The sequence below is a fragment of the Virgibacillus sp. M23 genome (assembly GCF_034190895.1).
Taxonomy (GTDB): domain Bacteria; phylum Bacillota; class Bacilli; order Bacillales; family Amphibacillaceae; genus Virgibacillus; species Virgibacillus salarius.
The window spans coordinates 1-23,636 of sequence record NZ_JAWDHA010000033.1 but is presented as its reverse complement, the minus strand read 5'-3'; the positions used below and the strand labels follow the sequence as shown (position 1 = coordinate 23,636).

Sequence of the window (23,636 nt, the reverse complement as noted above, 5' to 3'; positions counted from 1 at the left end):
CATCTATCTTCCTTTACGTCCCAAAATAAGAACAGATACATCATCATGGTAGTTCGCATCTCTTGCCATATTACAAAAATGCTCCGCTATTTTTTGTAAGGAATGTTCTCTTTCTAAACCCTCTTGAAATTGCTTATGGAGATCCTCCTTTGTAAACAAAGAGTATAGACCATCCGTACATAAGATAAAATGTTCTTCTTCTGAACATGTGTCCATAGAGACAAATGGATCTATTTCTCCTTTAACTCCCATACACTGTGTTAATAAGTGAGACTTATCATCCTTCTCTGCTTCTCTTTCCGACAAGGCCCCATTCTCCACCTGCATTCTTGCCCAAGTATGGTCTTTTGTAAGCTGTACAAAACGCTTGGACTGCTCCAAATCAATAGTGTCGTCACTTTCCTCTAAACGAATAGCTATTGGTTTTCGCACTCGATAAATTCTCGTATCACCTACATGACAAATAAGATATTGATCATCCACAATAATTAGCACACTTAATGTCGTTCCTAAATGATGATCTTCTCGTTTACCTATATCGATTAGCTTTTGATTAATTACATGAAAGATACCAGCTATTGTGTCTTGGCAATCTTCTAAAAAACGTTCTGAATTATCATGTTTAATCAGCTTAGTTCTCCACCATTTTAAGATATAATTGGCGGCATAGAAGCTTGCTATATCTCCAAACGTATGCCCCCCCATCCCGTCAGCAGCAATTAAAATATGCGCTTCTTCATTCTGGTTAAGATAGCTCGAAGTATATTCAATATAATCTTCATTTATTTTTTTGTCTGGACCCTTCATCGTAAATAATCCAAAATCAATACCCTTCGTTGCATTCATTATTTAGACACCCTATACGAATAAATTATCTTACCAATTTGGATTTCATCTTCATTTTTTAATTCATGTATTTTATATGGAATAATCTTTTCTTCATTAATATACGTACCATTTTTTGATCCTAAATCTTTAATACCATACGTGTCTGAAAGTTTAACAAGCTCAATATGTAAACGAGAGACACCTACACTTTTTTCCACATAATCTGTACCTTTTTCAGCTCTACCAATAATATAGTTATCCTTTTCTAATTCAATACTTTCTTCAGCTTCTTCTCTTTTAACAAGAAGATAATTCTTTACTTTCGGTAATTTTTTACCGTGTAGCTCCTCTTCATCCAATAGCATGGTTTGATCTCGTTGATTAGAGGATATGGATGACGTATCCGTAGTTAACGCTTCACTATTTGTATGTAGCGTAGAGGCAGTTTCACTCTGTTGCGCAAAGACTTGATTAACTACTTCCTGATTGTACGAAATAGCGCTATCTTGTTGTGCTGGTAAATCATTCGTATGTTCTGACGTAGCTTCACTCGTCTTCTTCGCTATAGTCGGCTTATTCTTACGCTGTTTATTTTTGACTCTTACTTCCTTCTCTATAATGGTAGGCTCTACACCTGGACGCCAAACTTTCCAATATACGTACACACCCGCAATTACTCCTACACTTAAAACGGATGAAACTCCGAACATAATTGAATTTGGACTGCTTTCATATAGCTTCCATATAACTGCCAAGGCTAAGATCCCTATTAAAATGGAATATGTTTTCATCTTACTAGTAAGCGGTGGTAATTTTTTCACTTTTTTCATGATCGTTGTCTGCTGATCTTGCTCGACATTCGCATCTTCATTCTCATTATTTATTGATTGCTGCTGCTGTGTCCCTTGTAATTGACTTAATAATTGCTTAAGTCCTTGCAAGCTAAAGCCGGGATCCTTGATGTAGCTGAGAATCATCTTAAATTGAACACCTTTTAACCCCTGTACTTCACTAGCCATATTCAAGATTAATTTTTTCAATTCCTCATACATCGTTGGCTTATTCGCTATTTCATTCACTGGTAGATATGTTAAGTACACTTGATGATATCCATTGCCAATATAAATAAAATCTTCATGTAAAACATACTGCTGATCATTCAGCATATAATTGCTTGAATCTTGTAAAGCCTGAATAATATTTATAAACAAGGCATAGTACTCTTGCATTGTTAATGGCTTTTCTTTCACAATTGGTCGTAACTTTCTCAAGCCTTCAATCCGATAGTATACCGTACTACGTCCATTGATGTCTTCAAAGCTCATCGGAATCAATCTTGGAATATGATTAGCTTGAATCATTTTTAATTGCAGGCTATCAAAATCTCGTTGTTCAAACCCTGTTTCTTTCGTTTTTCGTAGTTTCATATACATTCCATTTGCTTGTTCATAAGTTATATGAAACTGATAAAGTTCACTCATATGAAATTCTCCCCCTTAAGCCAAATACATATAATAAAATGAAGTTACAACACCTGGTATTACAGCATAAATAAATGGAAAACGATTAGAAATGTTATTCTTAAAGTCGTCCAGTGGTGTTAACGATTTATCTCGAATCGATTCAAAAATATGATAGAAAGCTAACGTCATATTAACTAAAAATGTTTTGGTAAATAATAAGATAATAATTGCAATGAATCCAGCAAAAATGATGGAATACATAATGGAATATAGCGTAAATAAAACTCCAGAAATCGCTCCAATTGCTGCAAATAATTTCACATCACCAGCACCTATAGCTTTAAAAATATACAAGACTAGCATAATACCTCCACCAGCCAATAACCCAAATACAGAATTTAACAACCCGTCCAATTGATTGAAAAATAAATGAAATAACAAACCTACCATTGCACCACTAACGTTCAACCAATTTGGTAATCTGGAATATTTGATATCATAAAATGCTGCAACCCCTAAAAACACAATTAATAGATAGAAATGTGTTGGCATTCTTCTCCCTCCTTCCTAAATTAATTCCCTACCCAGCCACGCTCTGCTGCTTTTTTCTTTATTTTTACATTTCACTATTCAAGCATGCGGTTCTTTTCAAATACATGCAATGTTCATTACATTTCAGGGTTCGGTAATTCAAAGTGTGTTTCTTCGTCAGACATCATTTCATACTTTAATACAAATGTATCAGCATAATCAACGCTTGTGAGGTATACTAAATGACCTTTTAACTCTTCACCAGGGGCTAATTCTTCATCTCCTACGGTAAAAAATTCATCATTTGATGTATGACCACCTTCTGCGCCCATTTCTGTAAAATTTGCTGAGAACATTTCGTTTGGTACATAGGCCCGATCACTAATATTTTTGATGGTCAATTCAACAACCGCGAATCTATCTTCTTCACGAGCTCCAGTGACATAATCTTCAATAGTTGTTCCATCCACTTTTTTAGTTAATTGAAAATCATTTACCGTTACCTCATAATCAAAATCATATAAATCACTGGTAATTTTTGCTGTTTCCTCTATCTGGTATACTTTCTTATCATTGTTTGTTTCTGTCGCTTGCTCCTTATCAACATCTTTTTTCTCTTTGTTATCTCCTTCATTATTATTGCTACAACCTGCTACAACAAAAATAAGCATTAATATAATAAATATTCTTTTCATAAAAAACCTCCTATCTATAATTTCTTCGTTCTTAGTATTTAACATCTGTTCATCCGTTCTCTAACTTTATTGAAATATGTGAGAAAGACTTTATCTGCCTTTCTCACGTACTATCGCTGTAAAAGAATTACTTTTCTGGAATTGGTAATTCCCACCTTGTTTCTTCAGAAGAAATTAATTCGTATGCCAAATATATGACATCTTCTTCAAAAAAAAGTGGACTCATATATACTAGATTACCAGTTATTTCATTTCCAGGTTTTAGTTCTTTGTTCCGTTCAGTAAAAAATTCTTCATCATACGAGTTCTCTGACAGTGTTTCATTTACTAATTGAGCTGATATTTTTTCATTTGGTATAAATGATTTTTCACCAGTATTTTTAATAGTCACATTAATCACCGCAAAACGGTGATTTTCTCCAATTTCCATGACCTTGTCTTCTAACTTAACACCATTTACCGGCTCAGTAGTTAATTCAAAACTATTAACAGTAACTTCATATGGAAAACCATACAAGTCACTTTTAAGCTGTGCAGCCTCACCAATTTGATAGACTTTTTCTCCCTCCTCATCTTTTCCCTTATTATTATCATCGTTTGCCTCTGTCGCTTGCTCCTTGTTAGCATCTGTCTTTTCTGTTTTACTTCCTTCATCATTGTCACTACAGCCTGCTACTGCAATTACTGCTAGTAGTACTAATAATGCTAATAATTTTTTCATTGGTATCCCCCTATTTCGTTTAACAAACAATCTCCCAAGATAGTTCCCCCACTACCTCATTGCTGTGCTTAGGAATAAAATATATCAATATATCCCACTCCTAACAGTAGCAAATGCTTTAACACAATCTGATATTGCAAATAAAATTATATTTTTCATTTCTTCTTTTACTTATTAGGATTGGGTAATATAAATCTTGTTTCCTGACTATCTTTAAACTCATAAACTAATTGGAAATCCTTATTAGATTCATACATATTAAAATATGCTAAATCTCCAGTTATCTCTTGACCAGGTGCTAATTCCTTATTTCTTTCCGTAAAAAATTGGTCAAAAGAGTTTTGTGATGCTTTACCTTCTATTAAGAATTGAGCTGATATTTTTTCACTTGGTATAAATGACTTGTCACTTGTATTTTTAATTGTCACATTTGCAACAGCTATAGACTCTTCCGGTTCCAATTCGCCTCCATAGAGTTCTGTAGGATTAATCCCATTTTTTTCTTCTTTAATTAATTCAAAGCTATTAACAGTTACCTCATAAGGAAAATCATAAAGTCCACTTTTAATTTCAGCTATTTCTCCAATTTGATAAACCTTTTTATCCTCTGTATATTCTTCCTTATCATCGTTTGTTTCTGTCTCTGTCGTTTGCTCCTTGTTAGCATCTGTCTTCTCTTTTTTACTTCCTTCATCATTATCGCTACAACCTGCTACTACAATTACTGCTAGTAGTACTAATAATACTAATAATTTTTTCATTGGTATCCCCCTATTTCGTTTAACAAACAATCTACCAAGACATTTCCCCACTACCTCATTGCTATGCTTAGGAATAAAATATATCAAAATATCTTATTCCTAAGGGCAGCAATGCTACCCTAAGTATTATGCAAGATTATTATTCAACGTTCTTTAATGTAAATCTTACTTCTTCATCCGTCATAAATTCAAAAACTAAAAAGCTATTATTTTCTTTAAAATTTGTGGTTGATATCAAGTTAGTTGTTATTTATTCACCAGAATTTAAACTATCTCCTAATTCCGGAGTTAATTCATTAAAGAAACCTAAGGGAGCTGAGTTTAAGAAAATGGGTTCAATTTTATCAAAAGGTATAAAAAGCTCAGTACTCGTATTTTTAATTGTAAGATTTACTACAGCAAATTTAACTCCAGTAAAGTCTCCACCATCTGCATTAAAATCAGCAACGGATTTCCCTTCATATTCATCCTTCTCTTTATAACTATTCAAGGTAACTTCATAAGTGAAATCATATTTATTACTTTTCACCTGTACTGTTTCACCAACATTGTGTAGTTCAATATCTTCTTGATTAGTATTTGCTGTTTCTGCAAGCTCAGGATTTTTATTTTTTTCTCTTGTATTATCACTATCACTACAACCTGCTACAAGCATAATAATAGCAAGAAAAATTAGACAGATCTTTTTCATAATAATCTCTAAATAACTTACTTTTTAGGGTTAGGTAATACAAAGTGTATTTCTTCATCAGATGATATTTCATATTTTAATGTGTATTTTCTTGAATCATCTAGTGGTATATCGTAAACTAGATGACCTTTCAATTCATCTCCGGGAGCCAACTCTTTATCACCAACTTCAAAAAATTCGTCATTTGAAATATCTCCCGCAGTGTCACCCTCTTTTGCTAAATTCGCTGAAAACATTTCATTTGGAACGTACGACTCGTCACTTATATTTTTAATCGTTACATCTACTACAGCAAATCCATAACCTTCATCTGCACCAGTAATATAATCTTGTATTTTCACACTATCTACTTCATTTTGGATATCAAAATCATTCACTGTTACCTCATAATCAAAATCATATAAATCACTGGTAATTTTTGCTGTTTCTCTCATCTGATAAACTTTTTTCTGTTCTTCCGTTTCTGTAGTATTGTTTTTCGATTCATCCTGCTGAATCGCCGTTTCATTATTTTCTTCTCCAGTATCTTTGGTAGTATCACCTTTATCACTACATGCTACTAATAACAAAATTGCTAATAACAAAGTTAATGATTTTTTCAAGAAAATCTCCTTCCTACACCGCCCCTAGTCTTATACGATATATAACTTCCAAGAAATAAAGCATATGTACGGGTTTAATCCATTATTTTTTAACTCATCTAACGGTGTTAATGACCTTTTTTGTATACTTTCTTTAATATGTAAAAAACTAACGTCAACTTAATAAAAAAGGTTTTCGTAAATATAAAACTATAACTCCAATAACCCTATGAATATAATAGGATATATAAAATCACAAAGCGTAAATAATACGCCTATTATCACTCAATAACTGCAAATAATTTCTCATCACAAGCAACTATAGCTTATTAAACATAAACAAAACTATTAGTACAACACCACCAACTATGGTTCCTAATACATCTTGGATATAGCCATCCAATGTTAGCAATAGATAAACATTTTCTACCAGAACTCCGCTCATTTATAATCAATTTGGAATGCGCATATAAAGAAAGGTATTATAAATTAATATAATATCTACTTCTTCATTACTCCCCTCCGGACCAAGCTCGTTCTACTGCTACTTTTTTTATTGTTATTTGCTTCTCAAAGAAAGGAAGAACAATATTCAGTACATTTTCTGCTCCAACTACCACATCAGAATCTCCTCTAGTATTGGGATAATTATGATCTATGATAGTAACTGTACCAGGGCTGAAAAAATCTGAGTTGCCTACCTTTTCTTCATATTTATCCTTCACCACTTTTTCATAAAGGCTCTTAGCAGCATGGTCATTAATTAGTTGCCCTGAAGTTGGGATTAATGCTTTCCCTTCAACAGCAATTTGATCAAGTAGTTCATTGGCAATTTCATTATTCCCCAGTGATTCACCCGCTTTATTCTTTAAATCATCCACAAAACCATCCGTTGTATCTTGAATCTTTTTTTCAGCAACAAGTGATAAATAAGAGTAGTGTGCTACGGTTTGAGCAGTATCACTGACTGCTTCTTTTAGAGCCAGTTCTGCTATCGAAATCTTTACTAATGATGTTAAAAATAAAATAAAGGTTAATAGAATTGGGATAATTAGTGCTGCTTCTAGTGTAATGCTTCCATCTTCTGTTCTAAATTTTCGAATTATAGCCATCACCCCCTAAGCTCTCTTTTCACATCATTCATTTGCTACCCTTGGGTTGATTTATTAGCAAATACTAAGATAACCAACCCAAAGGAAGCAATCCCTTGGGTAAGCATATGTTATTCATTTGGTATTGGTATTTCAAATTTAGTTTCATAATCATTATCTTCTGCTTCATAGGTTAAATAAAGAACATCATAATCTTCAAATGCATCATGGGTATACGCTAAATTACCAGTAATTTCTTCTCCAGGAGCTAATTCTTCGTTTCTTTCTGGAAAAGGGTCCTCTTCAGCTAAAAATCCGGGGGCATCTTCTTCATCTAATTGTGCAGAGATTTTTTCCTTAGGTATAAACGGACTATCACCAGTATTTTTTATCGTGACATTTGCAACGAGAAATTTCCCACCTTCTTCAGCAGAGAAGTTAAGGTCTTCCAAAGCAAGACCATCTACATCTTGCGTAGTAAGCTCTACACTATTAACAGTAATTTGATAAGGAAATCCATAAGAACTACTGGTTATGTCTGCTGTCTCACCAATTTGGTAGAGATCTTTTTTCTTATTTTTTTCCCCAACATTTTCATCATTCTCCTTTTCTGTTTCAGCAGAGTCCTCATTATCGGTATTTTCATTGTCTGAACTCTCACCATTGTCACTACAGCCTACAACAAAGATAGCTAATAACAATATTAATAATATTTTTTTCATCAAAATCCCTCCTCATTAATATGAATAAACTTTTCTCTTATCTATCTTATAAACATCGCCATCCACATCTCCAAAACTAGCAGGTAAAAACTCTGTTAAAGCAGGGATAAACCATAGCTTAACTTCTCCTTGAACATTTCCCTCTACATATGATGGAGAATCATTTAAATGAACCTTCGTATCAAATGTAACAGCAGCTTGCAGTCGCCTTAAACGCTCATTATTATAATCGGAACCAGTCGATTTCATCATCATAAATAACCTTAGAAATAGTGGCATGGACATGTTAATATTCCCCACTTTGAAGGGTCTCCAATTAAGTTTATTATTATTTGTCAGACTATCAATTTGACTAACTGTTTCCGTAAAAGCTCTTACTAGAGCTCTCAGAAACCCTATTGGCCCGGCAAATCCACCTTCCATTAAAACTTTCCCTAATAAATTAACAACAAATAGTACTAACGCAAGATCTCTAATAAACAAAAGATAATTAACTCCTGCTATATTACTTCCATAAACGATAAATTCTGCATTTTTATTTTCATAAAGATACGAATCTGAGTCATCTAACGCATATGGTTCACTGGTTCCATAGTTCGCCATAATATACTCATTAATATACAATTGATTCCTAAAGCCATGCGGAAACTCTTGCACGAATTCTACAAATTGTGTAAAACGATGAAAGGCATCTTTAATAAACTGGCTTTTATCCGGATCATCTCCTAAACCCCCACCTGTAATTCCATCATATTCAGTAACAATACGACTTAATTCATCATAGTTTTCTTGATCATCGGCTAGATTTTTCGCTCCACTGATCAAATCTAAAAGCTCTGTAAAGGATTGATCTGACTCTTCTTCCTGTTCTTTAAATTTCTCATCGTCTACTAATTCATTTGCAGTGGAATATGAGTCCAGTTGCTCTTTCAAAGTAACCAAATGCGTTTCTTTAAATTCTTTCTCTTGATCGACTAATACATTTTTAATTTTTTTTGCTGGTGTTTCATGTTCTTCAATTACTTTATAAAAACCATCTACTAATTCACCCACAGTAAACGCAGCATACCCATTACTATTTATCGCTTCATCTTTTGACATGGACTGATCAGGTTCCAATTGAGTGTACAACTCATCAATTGAGGCATATATTTCATTAAAGAATTCATCTTCAAGTGCTATATCCTTTAACTTATTTATTTCTTCAGTTTCTTCAGCATCTAAATCAAAATCATCAAAATTGATGGAATCCAAAAGCTCTTTAATTTGTTCATTATAGTCTTTTGCTGTTAACGGCATGTAATCATCTGGTGATCCAATTCTTCCAAATAATAGTCCAAAAATTTTATTTTTAGAGCCTCTAAATTTCTTGAAATAGCCAGGATGTTTTGATCTTGAATCCTTCACTTGTTCTTCAAAATTATTTATTTCTTCTTCTTCGTCTTCATCTGTCTCTTCTTGTTTTTTCAATTTTTGATAGCGTTCTTGATAGTAAACTAACCCCTTCATTCCATTAATATTGGAAGGAATCTCATCACCCGAACCTTCTGAACCAGTAATTATCTCAAATTGTGATTCCATAAATGAAATGTAATTATTGATATCATCAATCGTCTCGTCAATTTTTGCATTTCGTTTTTTTACCAGATTAAAAATTTCCTCATACGTTTCTGCTAAATCTTCCACAGCCTTAGCATCATCAGCGGAAATATCAGCTACCCCAGAGCTCACAAGGTTATACAATTCTTTACCAACTTGAGCTGGGGCTTGATATTTCATACTTTCAAGAATTTGATGCTCCATAACGTCTAAATCAACTAAATTTCTTGATGTATCAAAAGAAGCTGTTGCAGTATCGATACTTGGGTTAGCCAAATTCTGAGTTCCTGTTAAGTCAGTTCCTTGATAAAATTGTTTTTCTATATATTCTTCAAAATCATTACTCGCTTCACCTTGATCACCAGCATAACCAAAAAGCCCAATATTAGCTAACGATTCGTCAAATTGTGCCATAGTTGATCGTAGGGCAGTATCCATTGCATTCTCAATCTGACGCTCAGCAGATATGATTCTTAATGTATCAATAAATAAAGCATTCAATAAAAAGATTGGGAGGATGATAAGAATGGCAAAGATAGAAACTGAGCCACGCTCTCCTTTAAAAAGTTTTTTCATCACGTCATCCCCGATCATAGTAATTAATCATGTAGTTTGCTTTTAAGATATCTATTGAACTTCATCTATGCTAAATTCCCATTCAGCCATGGTAAAAATTTGGTCCCATTTTGTCCCAAATGCAAAATGGTAGTTATCAAATTTATCGATATCAAACACAAAATCGCCTGTAACTGAATCCCCTGGTGCAATTTCTCCTTCTATAATTTCAATGCCTGAAGTTTCTTGAAGAAATTGATTATCTACAGGCCCTTCATATTGATTTGTTCCTATTTCTCCAAGGCTAGGACTAAAAATATCTTCTGCCTTAAGTGGTTGATCATCAATATTTTTAATGGTGACATTAACTACTGCGAAGGTTTCATTAAATAATTTAATCTCGTCTATATCTCGAAAATGTATTTCATTTAAAGTAGCCTCATAGGTATATCTTTCTTCTGAACTTACTACAGTGCCTGCATCACCAATCTGAAGGCCAGACTGGTTTTCAATATGTTCATCCTTGTTTTCAACTTGATTACCTTCATCAGAATCCACTTCTTCAGACGTATTAGTATTATCTTGATCATTTTGTTGCTCTGTATCAGTCGTTTGATTAGTTTGTTCTGTTGTCTCATCATTAGAGCAAGACGCTAAAAACAAACTTATTATAATTAGGATACAAATAGATATTAATTTATTTTCACTCATATATTATCCCCCACCAAAAAAGTTGTTAATTGATTCTTTTATTCCATCATAGACGCTACCAAGACCAGACTCTTTCCATATATATTTGGAAAAATTGAAGGTGCGAATTAACTCCGGCGTGTCCGTTACTACTCGACTAGAAGTTGCCTCAAGCTGATCCCTTCCAAGAATATCCTTAAAGAAGGAAGGCATAAATAAATTGGTAGTTGCTGTCGCTTTTACTTCACTGTATACAATGTAGTTTTCATAGTCTATATCTACTTCTATGGAACCATTATATGTTGAAATACCATTTTGTATTTTTTTGCGTTTAACACTATCCTCTGACTCAAACAAGCCACCCAACCCAAACATGTCTAAAACACCATTATCAGTCACTCTCCAATATAACCCATCTCCATCAAGGCCAGTGTACTGTTTTTCTCCAAATTCTCCAGTAGTTAAATCTTTGTTCGAGTTATTCCATGTATAAGCAACTTGGGCAGTGGCCTTTTGTGCTACATAATTCGCTATGCCCATTTGAAATATAACAATACAAAAGAACACACCTGCCAGCACAAAAAATAAAAATGCAGGGAAGACAAGGGTAGCTTCAATTGTAAAGCTTCCCCGCTCTTCCTTCATAAAGGGCTTCATATTGATTACTCCCTTCATTTCAACTGTTAATTATTAATTAACATTCTTTCTCTTATTTTACTTCCCCTTCGCTGAATTCCCATTCAGCTCGGGTCGTAATTTGATCAGATTCAATACCAAAAGCAAAGTTATAATTATCTGCTTTCTCTATACGAAACACATAATTGCCAGTTTTAGTATCGCTTGGTGTTAATTCTCCCTCTATCATCTGTATATCTGAAATACCTTGAATCATTTCAGATCCTATAGGTACCTTATACTCATCAGATGCGACTGCTCTTAAACTAGGTTCAAAAATATCAGTAGCATCAAACGTCCTATCATCGACATTCTTTACAGTTACATCAACTACTACAAATGTATTTCCATGTGATGGTACATTTTCAAGTTCATCACGATAGCTTACTTCATTTAATGTCACTTCGTATTTCAATTTATCAGGTGAGCTTACAACGGTTCCTGTCTCTCCTATTTTCAAGCCAAGTTGATGCTCTACATACTCATCATTACTAGTTTCTTGGTCTTTCTCTTCTGTAGCTGTTCCATCTTCCGATTCTTGCTGTATATTCTCATTAGAAGTATCAGTATTATTGCTATCTGTTTCTGTTTGCTCTGCCCCCGTCTGTTCCGCTTCCTCATTTGGTTTATCATCAGAACAGGCAGCTAAGATTAGACAAATTATTAATACTAAGAACATGGATAATAAACTGTTTTTTTTCATCATAGATTGTTAATCCTCCTCAAAAAACGGATAGTCATGATCACTCACCTGGAAGCTGTTCATCTATATTGTCAAATAGATTATTTGCCCATTTTGTAATCCTTTCCTTGAATAAGAGGGCAATTGCTACTAAAACAGCTAATATTAAAAGCACTTCAATTGTTTCTAATCCCTCTTCATCATTCCAAAAATCCTTCCAAAAATTTGTGATTTTTTCCATGTAAACTCTCTCCTCTATGCATATAAATTTAATAATTAAAATATAGCTATTGCTGGGTAAATAACAATTAATAACACGGCACCAAATATAAAGATTATCGGGAATACCAATTTTGATGATGCTTCTTCCCCTTTAATTCTGGTAATCGTTTTTCGCTTATCCCATAATGATACCGATAATTCTTTCAGTGATTGAACTAAGAGAGCTCCACCTTTGCGATAATTCATCATAACGGTTGTCGTAAATATGGAAACCTCCTGAATCCCACATCTGTAATTTAGGTCCTTCATCACCTCCTGAAAGGGTGTGTTTGCTGACATTTTATTTACCGCTTCGTTTAGTTCAAAATATAATGGGGAATCAAAAACCTTTTGTTTATTCTGATCCACACATTTTTTTATGGCACCTTGAACCGTATCTCCTGCATTTACTAATAGAATGACTTTATTAACGAATTCGGGCAATTCAATAACAATAGAATCCTTTCGTTGCCTCACTTTTTTATCCAAATCCTTCACTAAGTAAAAGCCTAAAATGCCCGTCAATATTAATCCATATATTAAATTTGTATAACCTCCACCGTCCAATTCCACATATACCATTGTAAAGAATACTGCTAATGTTATGGTTGTGATGATTTTTGCCAAATATATTTTGGTATGATCGGCTGATAGTTTACTTCCTTTTAAAATGATCATTTTCTGATGAATAGAATTAATCAATTTCGGCATTCGTTTATACAAGTTTAATTTATCAATGATAGCTAATGCGTAAGGAGCAATGATAGGTAATGTAATGTCTTCTTTATAACTAGAAATAAATGATTCATATACCTTCTTATATTTCAAGTTCATGCCAATGATAATTAATAGAATCACCATCAATATACTTTTTAGTATCATAGATTAACCCTTCCTATACCTCTATGTCCATAATCTTTTGACTAATTAAAAGTCCACAAATGATACACGCGAGCGCAACTGTCATAACAATTGGCCCCAATGTGCCAAACTCATATAATGGTGCTACAAAATCAGGGGAAGTCACTTTCAGCATGACCGTAATTCCCACCGGAGCCACCGCCATAATCTTAGACTCAAATTTCTTTTGGGAAACTAGTACCCTAATATCCTGTTGTATTTCGATTTTATCTGTAATAATATCAGCTGTACGTTTGATTACTTCTACTAAGTCTCCACCAGTTCGTTTACATGTAATAAATACATCTGAAAAATTACGGATATCATCTACATCGGAACGCTTGGCAAAGTCATCTATAGCACGTTCAATTATTTCACCATTTTCAACTCTCCGGTTAATCAAGTTTAATTCCTTCAAAATGTACGTGTCATTATCGGGATAAAGCAATTTTAAGTCCTTTTGAGTTTCACGAAATGCATTCTCAATTGACTGCCCTGCTGCAAGAGATGATGCAAGTGAGCTAATTGCTTCCTTAAATTGTAAAGCCAATTCATCTTTTCGCATTTTTATTAAATCTTTACGCTTAAATTTAGGATAAATAATTCCAAGACATGCAGCGATACTTGATACAATGATACTGTCATAAAATATTATTCCTACACAAAATATAATACTAGCTGCTAATAATGTATACTTCACTCGTTCTGTTTTCGACAATTTATAGGTTCCATAGTCAATAAGATTTTCTCCACCTATGGTCCTTCTTTTAATTGCTTCTATACTTCTTCTTCTGACCTCAGCACCATGCTTTTCTGCCAGTTTTTTTTCTATGTTTGCCAACTTTTTCTTTCGGACTCTACGGAAAATAAATATTCCTACACAAACAATAATAGCGGTAAGTGAAAGGATTTCTCTTGTGTCCATTTATCATCCTCCTCTTCAGGCACACCTACTATTAGGCAAACTGCTCCAATACATCGTTCTTTCCTGTAAGTTTTAGCTTTGATGTATTTTCCAGCTTATGATCCGTCTTTTGAAGCTTACCGATAATTTTTCCTCTGTAGTCCTCTCCGGTTTCTTCAAAAACATATAATGGTTTAATAATAATTTCACCATTCTCTACTCCACACACCTCAGAAATCTCCATTACTCGACGCGAATGGTCTCTAAGCCTCGATAAATGGACCATGATATCAATTGCCGATCCTATTTGTTTACGGATAACTTCAATTGGTAATTCAGCACCACTTAAAACCATCGTTTCTAAACGGCTTAGCATATCATAAACGGAGTTCGCGTGCCCTGTAGAAAGAGACCCATCATGACCAGTGTTCATCGCCTGCAGCATATCTAATGCCTCTTGGCCACGTACCTCACCAACAATAATCCTGTTCGGTCGCATACGTAAGGAAGCCTTGATTAAATCTCTGATTGTAATTTCGCCTTTACCCTCTGTATTGGCATTTCTTGTTTCGAGACTAACTAGATTTGGAACTTTGCGTATTTGTAACTCTGCCGAATCCTCGATAGTAAGAATTCTTTCCTCGGTTGGTATAAAATTGGACAATACATTTAAAAATGTCGTCTTACCAGAACCCGTTCCACCACTAATGAAAATATTATATTTCGCTTCTACTAACTGTTCGAGAAAATAAGCAACGTCCTCATCCAATGCACCAAACTGGATCAAGTCTTCAATCATTAAAGGCTTTTCTGGAAATTTACGAATTGTCATTGCTGGACCTTTTAAGGCTACTGGTGGTAATACAACATTTACCCTAGAGCCATCTTCTAATCTAGCATCTACAATAGGACTGGATTCATTAACAACTCGGTTAACCTTAGAAACAATTGCTTGAATCGTATCTTCAAGCTTTTGTTGATTCTCAAATTTCACATTTGCATTCGATACTTGACCATCTCGTTCGATATAAATTTCATCATAATTATTTATCATAATCTCCGTTATAGATGGATCATCCAATATTGGCTGTAATACGCCAAGTCCTCTAAATGCATGATACATTCGATCAACGATTCGTTTAATCATAACTGAGGAAATCTTTGACTCTCTTGCATACTCAATCACTGTCTCTTCAACGAGTTCCAGTAGCTCGTCATTTGTAGTTGAATGCATGAAGTCTAGTGTTTCCCTTAATTTATCGATTAACAGCTTCGTAATTTCATCCTCCGTTTTTGGTACCTTGCTCGTGGGCTGTTGATGAGCTGATTCCTTATCCTTAGTTTCACTTATTGCCACTGCGGAGACACCTCCGATGATTGAATCGTATTTTCTTTTAGTAATTTGAAAAGCTGTTCACCGACAACGATATCTTCCTGTAACTTTGTTTCTTCACTTTTGTTAAGCCAATGGACATGAAATGGGATATGCGCTTCGATACTAAAATTAAATGCATCAAAACCGTCAAACAATTCCTCACCCACATTGTTTAGAATAAAGTGGATATTGGACCGATCATTCCCAATTCCAACTAAATCATGTTCCATGACATTATTAGCACTTGAAAAGCTAGTCTCGTTCGAAGACAAAACCCAGAATACTTCATCACTATTCTTAAGAGCAGTACGATTTCGTACATGAATGGAGCTATCAAGATCAACAATAATATAATCATAATTTTGTGTATCTCTAATTGCCTGTATAAGCGTTTCAATATCTTCTTCTGTTGCTAATTGCATTTCTTCTGGAAGTACTGGAAATGAGAAGTAGTCTATGTTTGTTAAAGCATCTCTTGACTTTAACGATTCGATATTAGCAATAAGCTGATCTTTATCTTTTTTTAAAAAATAAAACACCTCGGCGGAGGATGGTTTATCCTGTTTGAAGTATAAATATGTATTATGTAATTCTTCTAGGCTAAGATAGAAGACGCGCTTCTCTTTAAAACTTAAATGCTTTGCTAAACAAAGGGATAAGATCGTCTTACCAACTCCGCCATTTCCACTATAGAAGCTAATAACGCTATCCGTTTCTTTCCCGTTCATTACCGAACCAAGCTTTCCGTTCATTTCATAATACATGGCTAACACCTGTGACATAAGCTCATGAAAAGGCTGATACTTATATATAGATGCAATGGAATCATGTTTTTTACTTATCTGTTCTTCAGAAAGCGTGATTATTTTATCAAAAGTAACCGAGCTTTCATGATCAATAATCATATCTGTTAGTAATATGTGCTGTTTCTTGTTACGTGTACTCTCTTTAAACGTATCTATTTCCGTGAAAATTTTGGAGGAAAATTTCTCTTTAAGATTTGAACTAATAAGAAAGTTCGAGAAATAATTAGCATAATCACTATCCTTTGTTAATAAAACCAGACTAATCTTATTCATTGGAATCACCTTTACTTAATGATTTAATACCACTTTATTTATCCTCCCTAAATATTACTAAAAACCGATTATAAAAATAAGATGTAAACCATAAAATGGTTATTTTTACCTATTGTTATTCAGGAATTACTTTAAATTCGAAGTATTTTTTGTCGAAAGCTTTAATTCAAGATATTTTTCCGTACGTTACATAGATAAATTCTTAATAAAATACGCCTAATTAAACAATTATGGCTATTTTTCAAACATAATCTGAAAAAACTATCGTAATTTAAATATTCTTTATTATCCATATATTATAACTTTGGAATTTTTTCCCATATATAAGTTTCTTTTTAACTAGGTAATTTTACTTAATAACTAATGATGACGAAGCAGAATTTCCGGATTGTAATCAAATTGTAATATTAAAACAGCCACTTTTCTTCATTTATAGACGGAACTATTCATCCATTTTTCTATCGTTTATAGTTCATATTTCATTCCTCTATCAAAAAGTCCTATCAATTTCGTGGTAAAAACAGGGAAAAAGTGGCATTATCAATTTTATTCATTATGGTACGATTAGTATACTGTGGTAATCGTCCACGCAATAAGTTTAGAAAGGTAGGGAAAGCATGCATGAAATGTAAAAATTGTGGCTATAAAACGAATCAGAATAAAAATTTTTGTCCAGAATGTGGCAATCCATTGTCAGAACCAACGAAGAAAGTTGGGAAGAATAAAACAAATAGCAAAAAATTACTTGCCATCATATGCTCCACCATCATCCTGATTGCTGCTATCATTTCATTTTTCTTAGTTGGAAACAGTAAATTCACACCAGAGAAAGAGATTCAAGCTTTTGAAACAGCAGTCAACGAGAAAGATGTCGACGCTTTAAAAGGCATTCTTCATCCCGTAAATGACTCATTCAATGTAACAGAGGAGAATGCTTCACAGTTTTTGGAATATCTAGCAAACCACCCTAAAAAACACGAAACGCTGATTAATCGTTTAAACGAGCAAGTTGAAACGGTATCATCAGGCACTATGGCCAAAGCTTCTTTAAATAATACATATGCTACTGTTAATATAGTAAAAGATGGTAAAAAGTGGATGTTCTTCGATGATTATAAAATCATGGTTTCTCCGATGCATCTCGACCTATATATGGATACGGAAGGTATTGACCTGTATGTTGACGATGAGAAAGTAGGGACATCTTCTGGAGAAGGCTATCATAAAGAATTTGGACCATACATGCCTGGTATGCATAAGGTAACTGCTACCTTCGAGAATTCTTATATATCATCAAGTATTGATGAGGAAGTGGAATTGTTTAACTCCAATGATTCGACACTCATTCATACATTAGAGCTTGATGCAACTGAAGTGGAAGTTTCCTCCATCTATGATGATTCTACCCTCTATATTAATGGAGAAAAAACAGATATTACCGTCGGTTCAGACAAGACGTCAATTGGTATGTTCCCAACAAATGAATCAGTTTCCTTATACGCTGAAAAAGAATTTCCATGGGGAACTGCAAAAAGTGAAGAGCATTATATCAATGGAGATTATGTTCAGTTCGACACTATCTATCCATTATCAGAACAGAATGAAGAAGCATTATTCAAACAGTTAAATGATACATTGATTCAATATCGACAAGCGTTATCTAAAAAAGATGCATCCCTATTAAAAACTGGAGCTACGAAGAAGCTTAAAGAGCAATTAGCCGATAGAATAAAAGAAATAAAGGCCAAGGAACCAAAGTATACAGGCGAATTATTAAAAGCAGTATACAATAAAAAGTCACTGCTACACACCGAATATGATAAACAATTAAACCAATATATATTTCAAATAAACGCTGTGCTCACCTATCACGAACCTAATGGTGATTTAGGCTGGTTATCCAGAGATGAAGATAAGAAAAACTATACTAGAACGAGAAAGCTAACTGTCATTTATGATGAAAAAGAAAAAAAATGGCTACTTGATAAGGATGAATTATTTTACCACTCCATCATGGATGATGAAGCAATTGAGTTCCAATTCAATTAATTCATTCGCTTGACCTAATGAGAAAATCTTAGTGTATGCTAAGGACACAACAAAACTCCTAAGGAGTCAATGGCCTTCTGTAGCAATTAGAAAAAAATGTCTTTCACCTAGCTTTCCTAGTTAGGTGAAGGATATTGTTCTGTTCTTACAAGCCAAGGTTGTGATGTGCACTGTACTCTATTTTTACTTTTTTCATTAATTCCATTGCCTACTTCCTCAACATTCTAAAGCGACCTCGCTTACTTTTCTCACGATAGCTTAAATATCTAGAATAGGTTTTATCTAGCAGCAACATATTAATGTTGCTATTTACTTACTTTTTTAAACCTTGTATAATCGAATTAATTTCAACGCAAGAAGGGACTGAATGATGCGCAGCTATCAATATTTATAGCCCATAGTATAAATAAATTGGAGGGGTAAGTATTGATTACCAACTTAATCACGGATAGACTATGTTTACGAAAAATGGAAACAAATGATGCAGCCAGTTTATTCAACATTTGGTCCGATCCTGAAGTGACTAAATTCATGAATATAACTAGTTTTACTGATGAAAGCCAAGCACAAGATATGATTCATTTTCTAAATAAGCTGTATGAGGATAATAAAGCTATTCGCTATACAATTATTGAATTAGCAACAAATCAAATTATTGGCTCATGTGGTTTTAATTCGTTAGATCAGGAAAATGAAAAGGCGGAGATTGGCTACGAATTAGCAAAGGAATCTTGGGGGAAGGGCTACGCCACAGAGGCAATCTCTAAATTGCTTACGGTTGGATTTGATTCGTTTAATCTTAATCGCATCGAAGCTAAGATTGAACCTGATAACCATAATTCTATTAAACTAGTAGAAAAGCTTCACTTTACGTTAGAGGGTACCCTTAGACAATATGAAAAGTATGATGAAAGGTACATCGACCTTCATTTATACTCTAAACTAAAATCAGATTCCATGTAAAACCAATAGGGCTGTCCTAGAAGGTTATCTAGCTACTGAAACTGAACTATACACTCCTTGCTGGAGAAAAGGTAGGTCCTGCTTTGAGCGTTTTTCTTAGGAGGAAGCTTCACCTCTACCCGCGGAATCGTAATACAGCATAAAGTAAAACTTCAGGCAGTGGGGGTTTTGTTTATCCCCCACCGCTTGTTAGTACCACAAGAGTATGACCTAAAGGCTTTGAACCAATCGGACATTACTGGCAGGCGATCCCCCACTTATCCATATTGGTTTCACTTTATTGCTTGAAGTGAGGGCTTACTGCCTGTTATATGCGGGATAAAGATATTTCTTAGACAAGCACTGTCATCTCTCCTGCAAACCTGCTACATAAAAGCTTACCTTCTATTATATTAAAAGAATTCTAAATGAGGGAATCAAATGAAAATAAGAAACAACTTGCCAAAAAGCAACCCACATTTACACATAGATTTAATAAAAAAGGGATGGGTTCCAATGAGAGAACCTAAACATTTATGCCATGCTATTTTGTTATCTATTCCGTTGATGATGGTAGCTGCAATTCTCTCTATTGGGGTCATACATATCTTTTCCACTATATCCTTTCATGAGTTTGGACTGACAGCAGACAAAATCTCACTAACTATTAACGTTCCTATTATTTTTATACTAATCCTTCTTTTAATACTTCACGAAATCTTTCATTTGATATTCATACCACATTTTATTACATCAGATAAAACATATCTAGGTTTAACGTTATTCGGGGGGTTTGTAATAACAGAGGAAGAGATCGTAAAATCAAGATATATCCTAATCACCATTGCTCCGTTCATCACTATTTCCATAATTGCGCCACTGCTATTAGGTATGCTAGGACTCCTAACACCAGCATTAAAATTTCTGATAATCCTAAATGCAATGGCATCGTCCGTCGACATTCTTAATCTTTTACTCATACTTAAACAAGTACCGAAAAATGCAATTTTAACAAGTAATGGACCATACACATATTGGAGAGATATAGCGGTGAACGAAGAAATAAAGTAAAACTTCAATCCGTGGGGGTTTTGTTTATAACCCACTGATTGTTCGTGCCACAAGGGTATGACCTAAAGGCCTTTGAACCAATCGGACATTTACTGGCAGTTGATCCCCTCTTATCCATATTGGTTTCACTTTTTTGCTGGAAGTGGGGTCTTACTGCCAGTTATATGCAAGACAAAGTAGAAGCTTCCATGCTATTGGTACATTTCAACCATCCATTCTTTTTTGCAAAAAATGATTAATATATCCCAAACACAATCTCAGCTTTTTACGTAGACTAATGTACAAGATTATTTATTCCACATTTTATTATTTCCTTCCCTTTCATCCTCCTTTTTATGGAGGGTTTTTTATTTATGAGCGTTACCAGCTGGTGATCTTAGGAAGATGTTGACCTCAATATCAGTGTTACCATCACGATGAAAAAAGTATTCCAAGATAAAAAGGACACCCCCTCCAACCAAGGAAAGGGCACTATATTCAATGCACATCAATCATATAAATCCGTATGCAACTTTCATTTGTTTTAATCTATCCAAGCACCTTTTATCTAACATCAAAGCTTATGGTACCACTAGATGTTACCACACCAGTAACTACATCTCCATAATAGGTTCCGGGTAACATATTAGTAAAAGTTCTAGTTAGCAGTGGCTGCCTTAATGGACCAAAACCTGTACAGTTTCCCGATGAAGCATTACATAAACGCACCAATGGTTCTCCATAAAAATTCAAATTCCTTACAGTTACCGTAACGTCTGCACCACCAGAGGGTACTACTACTTTTCCGTCCCACTTACCATCTTTTGTTTTAAACTTGTATGGTCCGAATGTTTTCAAGAGAGTTACATCATCTTTAGTAATAGCTTCAGAGGCATGTGACGTGTTTCCAAAAGCCACAACGGATATAACAGTTACTAGCAGCAGGGAAAATAAAATTTTATACATCTTGTTACCTCCTTTTTTTTTCAATATACATACTACTTCTATACGTATCCTTATTTCCCTGCAATTTTTTGTTAATTTTACATCAATTTAACTTTTTTAAAAAAGCAGCCTATTACAAGAAAAAACAGCTACTTACCGCTAATTTCTTCCATAGACCTCTTAGGGTTTAATGTAAACTGATCGATATTTAGTAATACAGATTATATTAAGTGTATATTTCAGAATAAAAAACTACTCTACAAATAGATTATTCGTTGAAGAACGTTAGATCACACTTACTTACTAGTTAATACAAAACCAATAGAATATTTACTGATATAACAAAATTAGGTATCTAGGTATCCGTACAGCTTCAAACGCTACACCATTTTAATTTTTTCTACCATCAAATGATAAAGTATAAATCTATTTTATTTAGAGGGTGTACATTTATTTAATTTTGTTATATATTACCAATAATAAATAACATTATATAAGGGTGAGTGAGTAATGAAGCGAACCGTGAAGATTGCCTCTTAAATTTATTCAAAAAATTTAGGAGGCATATAAACTATGACATTTAATGTAATTGATATAAATACTTGGGAAAGAAAACCTTATTTTGAACATTTTTTAAATCATACTAGATGTACGTTCAGCATGACTGCAAATATAGATATTACAAGGTTATTAGCAAAAACTCGTGAAATGAATATTAAGTTTTATCCTGTTTTTATCTATATGGTTACTAAGGTCGTTAATTGTCAAGTTGAATTTAGAACCTGTTTGGATGAAGAAGGAAGACTGGGATTTTGGGATCAGATGATACCAAGCTATACTATATTTCATAACGAGGATAAAACGTTTTCTACTATATGGACAGCATACGAAGTAAACTTCTATCCCTTTTATAAAAACTATCAACAGGATATGAAGCTTTATGGCAATGTAAAGGAGATAAGCGCAAAAAAACAAACGCCTAAAAACGCAATTCCTATTTCTTGCACCCCTTGGACTAGTTTTACAGGTTTTAACTTAAATATCTTTAATGATGGTACCTTCTTACTACCAATCATTACAGGAGGTAAGTATTTTAATCAGGGAGATAAATTATTTTTACCTATTTCAATACAAGTCCATCATGCTGTTTGCGATGGATATCACGCTAGTCAATTCTTTAACGAATTACAGCGATTAGCTGACGAGTGTAAAGAGTGGCTATAACCCACTATATTTTTCATAAATGACATAATGGGCTGGTAATTAGCAGCCCTTTTCTTATACAGACTTAGATTATTTCTAAAAAGAAGCAAAGTTTCAAAACATACGCACAGATTATAGAAATGATGAATTTGCGTATTGATTATCACAGCTTCCTATTTTAAAAAAGGAAATCTTGTAAGAGCATAATAATACTTATAGAATTAACCTATGCATGACTAGCTATATGGAGAGAAAGAATATGATAAAGTAAAACTTCAATCCGTGGAGGTTTGGTTCATCCCCCAGGGTTGGTTAGTACCACAAGGTTATGACCTAAAGTCCCTAGAACTAATCGAACATTTATTGGCAGTCGATCCCACCCCTATCCCTATTGGTTACTTGACGTGGGAGTATTACTGCCAGTTATATATGGGATAAAAAGGGTATTATTTAGAAAAACTGAGCAAAATTCGCTCAGTCCTTATCACTACATGCTCAGATTTACGCTTCCTCTAGTAGCTATTATGGAATAATAGCTACTGCTTGACCACCACTCCGGCTGCCCACTTCCCTTTCCGTGGCGTTTGTCCTTCAGCTAACTTTTTTAGCAAAACCCGCTCAAAAAAGTGGATCTTCAGGTCAA

The 23,636-nt window shown here is 34.0% G+C and carries 24 protein-coding genes; 4 read left to right on the top strand and 20 right to left on the bottom strand.

What is annotated here, in order from left to right; all coding sequences use genetic code 11:
• Positions 1-3 precede the first annotated feature (3 nt).
• From RVS70_RS13350 to RVS70_RS13260, 19 genes are all read right to left on the bottom strand, one after another.
• A complete protein-coding gene (locus RVS70_RS13350) occupies positions 4-846 on the bottom strand; it encodes a PP2C family protein-serine/threonine phosphatase (protein WP_026683203.1) in 843 nt (280 codons plus the stop codon).
• A complete protein-coding gene (locus tag RVS70_RS13345; RefSeq protein WP_321133653.1) occupies positions 846-2,309 on the bottom strand; it encodes a DUF6382 domain-containing protein in 1,464 nt (487 codons plus the stop codon). The genes RVS70_RS13350 and RVS70_RS13345 overlap by 1 nt, the downstream gene beginning before the upstream one ends.
• A 15-nt stretch (positions 2,310-2,324) precedes the next feature.
• A complete protein-coding gene (locus RVS70_RS13340; RefSeq protein ID WP_026683201.1) occupies positions 2,325-2,843 on the bottom strand; it encodes a prepilin peptidase in 519 nt (172 codons plus the stop codon).
• A 116-nt stretch (positions 2,844-2,959) separates the two neighbouring features.
• The gene (locus RVS70_RS13335; RefSeq protein ID WP_321133651.1) at positions 2,960-3,517 is read right to left on the bottom strand and encodes a DUF4352 domain-containing protein; all 558 of its coding nucleotides are present in this window, start codon (positions 3,515-3,517) and stop codon (positions 2,960-2,962) included.
• Between the two features lie 127 nt (positions 3,518-3,644).
• Complete coding sequence (locus RVS70_RS13330) at positions 3,645-4,238, bottom strand: DUF4352 domain-containing protein (RefSeq protein WP_321133649.1); 594 nt, start codon at positions 4,236-4,238, stop codon at positions 3,645-3,647.
• 167 nt (positions 4,239-4,405) lie between these two features.
• Positions 4,406-4,999, bottom strand: coding sequence for a DUF4352 domain-containing protein (locus RVS70_RS13325; RefSeq protein WP_321133647.1), 594 nt, complete (start codon positions 4,997-4,999; stop codon positions 4,406-4,408).
• A 250-nt stretch (positions 5,000-5,249) separates the two neighbouring features.
• Positions 5,250-5,690, bottom strand: a complete 441-nt coding sequence (locus RVS70_RS13320; RefSeq protein WP_321133646.1) for a hypothetical protein — start codon at positions 5,688-5,690, stop codon at positions 5,250-5,252.
• 17 nt (positions 5,691-5,707) lie between these two features.
• A complete protein-coding gene (locus tag RVS70_RS13315; protein WP_321133645.1) occupies positions 5,708-6,292 on the bottom strand; it encodes a DUF4352 domain-containing protein in 585 nt (194 codons plus the stop codon).
• Positions 6,293-6,783: 491 nt separating this feature from the next.
• Entirely contained in the window at positions 6,784-7,383 is a 600-nt protein-coding gene (locus tag RVS70_RS13310) for a TadE family protein (RefSeq protein ID WP_321133644.1), read from the bottom strand.
• A gap of 110 nt (positions 7,384-7,493) precedes the next feature.
• The gene (locus tag RVS70_RS13305; protein WP_321133642.1) at positions 7,494-8,084 is read right to left on the bottom strand and encodes a DUF4352 domain-containing protein; all 591 of its coding nucleotides are present in this window, start codon (positions 8,082-8,084) and stop codon (positions 7,494-7,496) included.
• A 15-nt stretch (positions 8,085-8,099) separates the two neighbouring features.
• Entirely contained in the window at positions 8,100-10,259 is a 2,160-nt protein-coding gene (locus RVS70_RS13300; RefSeq protein WP_321133640.1) for a hypothetical protein, read from the bottom strand.
• A 51-nt stretch (positions 10,260-10,310) separates the two neighbouring features.
• Positions 10,311-10,949 (bottom strand): DUF4352 domain-containing protein, encoded by a 639-nt coding sequence (locus RVS70_RS13295; protein ID WP_321133638.1) that lies wholly within the window; start codon positions 10,947-10,949, stop codon positions 10,311-10,313.
• A 3-nt stretch (positions 10,950-10,952) separates the two neighbouring features.
• Positions 10,953-11,585: a TadE family protein gene (locus RVS70_RS13290; protein WP_321133636.1), complete on the bottom strand. Its 633-nt coding sequence runs from the start codon at positions 11,583-11,585 to the stop codon at positions 10,953-10,955.
• A gap of 52 nt (positions 11,586-11,637) precedes the next feature.
• Entirely contained in the window at positions 11,638-12,309 is a 672-nt protein-coding gene (locus tag RVS70_RS13285) for a DUF4352 domain-containing protein (RefSeq protein ID WP_321133634.1), read from the bottom strand.
• 37 nt (positions 12,310-12,346) lie between these two features.
• Positions 12,347-12,526 (bottom strand): Flp1 family type IVb pilin, encoded by a 180-nt coding sequence (locus RVS70_RS13280; protein WP_026683192.1) that lies wholly within the window; start codon positions 12,524-12,526, stop codon positions 12,347-12,349.
• A 35-nt stretch (positions 12,527-12,561) separates the two neighbouring features.
• On the bottom strand, positions 12,562-13,428 hold the full coding sequence (locus tag RVS70_RS13275) for a type II secretion system F family protein (RefSeq protein ID WP_051388480.1): 867 nt from the start codon (positions 13,426-13,428) through the stop codon (positions 12,562-12,564).
• A gap of 13 nt (positions 13,429-13,441) precedes the next feature.
• Positions 13,442-14,371, bottom strand: coding sequence for a type II secretion system F family protein (locus RVS70_RS13270; RefSeq protein WP_051388479.1), 930 nt, complete (start codon positions 14,369-14,371; stop codon positions 13,442-13,444).
• Positions 14,372-14,402: 31 nt separating this feature from the next.
• Positions 14,403-15,584: a CpaF family protein gene (locus RVS70_RS13265; protein WP_051388483.1), complete on the bottom strand. Its 1,182-nt coding sequence runs from the start codon at positions 15,582-15,584 to the stop codon at positions 14,403-14,405.
• Positions 15,585-15,697: 113 nt separating this feature from the next.
• Positions 15,698-16,804, bottom strand: coding sequence for an AAA family ATPase (locus tag RVS70_RS13260; RefSeq protein ID WP_321133631.1), 1,107 nt, complete (start codon positions 16,802-16,804; stop codon positions 15,698-15,700).
• 621 nt (positions 16,805-17,425) lie between these two features.
• On the opposite strand from RVS70_RS13260, the gene RVS70_RS13255 reads away from it, so the two are divergent.
• The 3 genes from RVS70_RS13255 to RVS70_RS13245 all read left to right on the top strand — a co-directional run bounded on the left by RVS70_RS13255 (position 17,426) and on the right by RVS70_RS13245 (position 20,866).
• Positions 17,426-18,853 (top strand): zinc ribbon domain-containing protein, encoded by a 1,428-nt coding sequence (locus RVS70_RS13255; protein WP_205389579.1) that lies wholly within the window; start codon positions 17,426-17,428, stop codon positions 18,851-18,853.
• A gap of 426 nt (positions 18,854-19,279) precedes the next feature.
• A complete protein-coding gene (locus RVS70_RS13250) occupies positions 19,280-19,816 on the top strand; it encodes a GNAT family N-acetyltransferase (RefSeq protein WP_026683187.1) in 537 nt (178 codons plus the stop codon).
• 495 nt (positions 19,817-20,311) lie between these two features.
• Positions 20,312-20,866 carry a DUF3267 domain-containing protein gene (locus RVS70_RS13245; protein ID WP_308036040.1) on the top strand — a complete coding sequence of 185 codons (555 nt, stop codon included), beginning with the start codon at positions 20,312-20,314 and terminating at the stop codon, positions 20,864-20,866.
• Between the two features lie 543 nt (positions 20,867-21,409).
• Here the strand turns inward: RVS70_RS13245 and RVS70_RS13240 are convergent.
• Positions 21,410-21,811, bottom strand: a complete 402-nt coding sequence (locus RVS70_RS13240) for a hypothetical protein (protein WP_051388478.1) — start codon at positions 21,809-21,811, stop codon at positions 21,410-21,412.
• 552 nt (positions 21,812-22,363) lie between these two features.
• Between RVS70_RS13240 and catA the strand changes: the two genes are divergently transcribed.
• Positions 22,364-23,014: a type A chloramphenicol O-acetyltransferase gene (gene catA / locus RVS70_RS13235; RefSeq protein WP_321133626.1), complete on the top strand. Its 651-nt coding sequence runs from the start codon at positions 22,364-22,366 to the stop codon at positions 23,012-23,014.
• Positions 23,015-23,636: the final 622 nt, after the last annotated feature.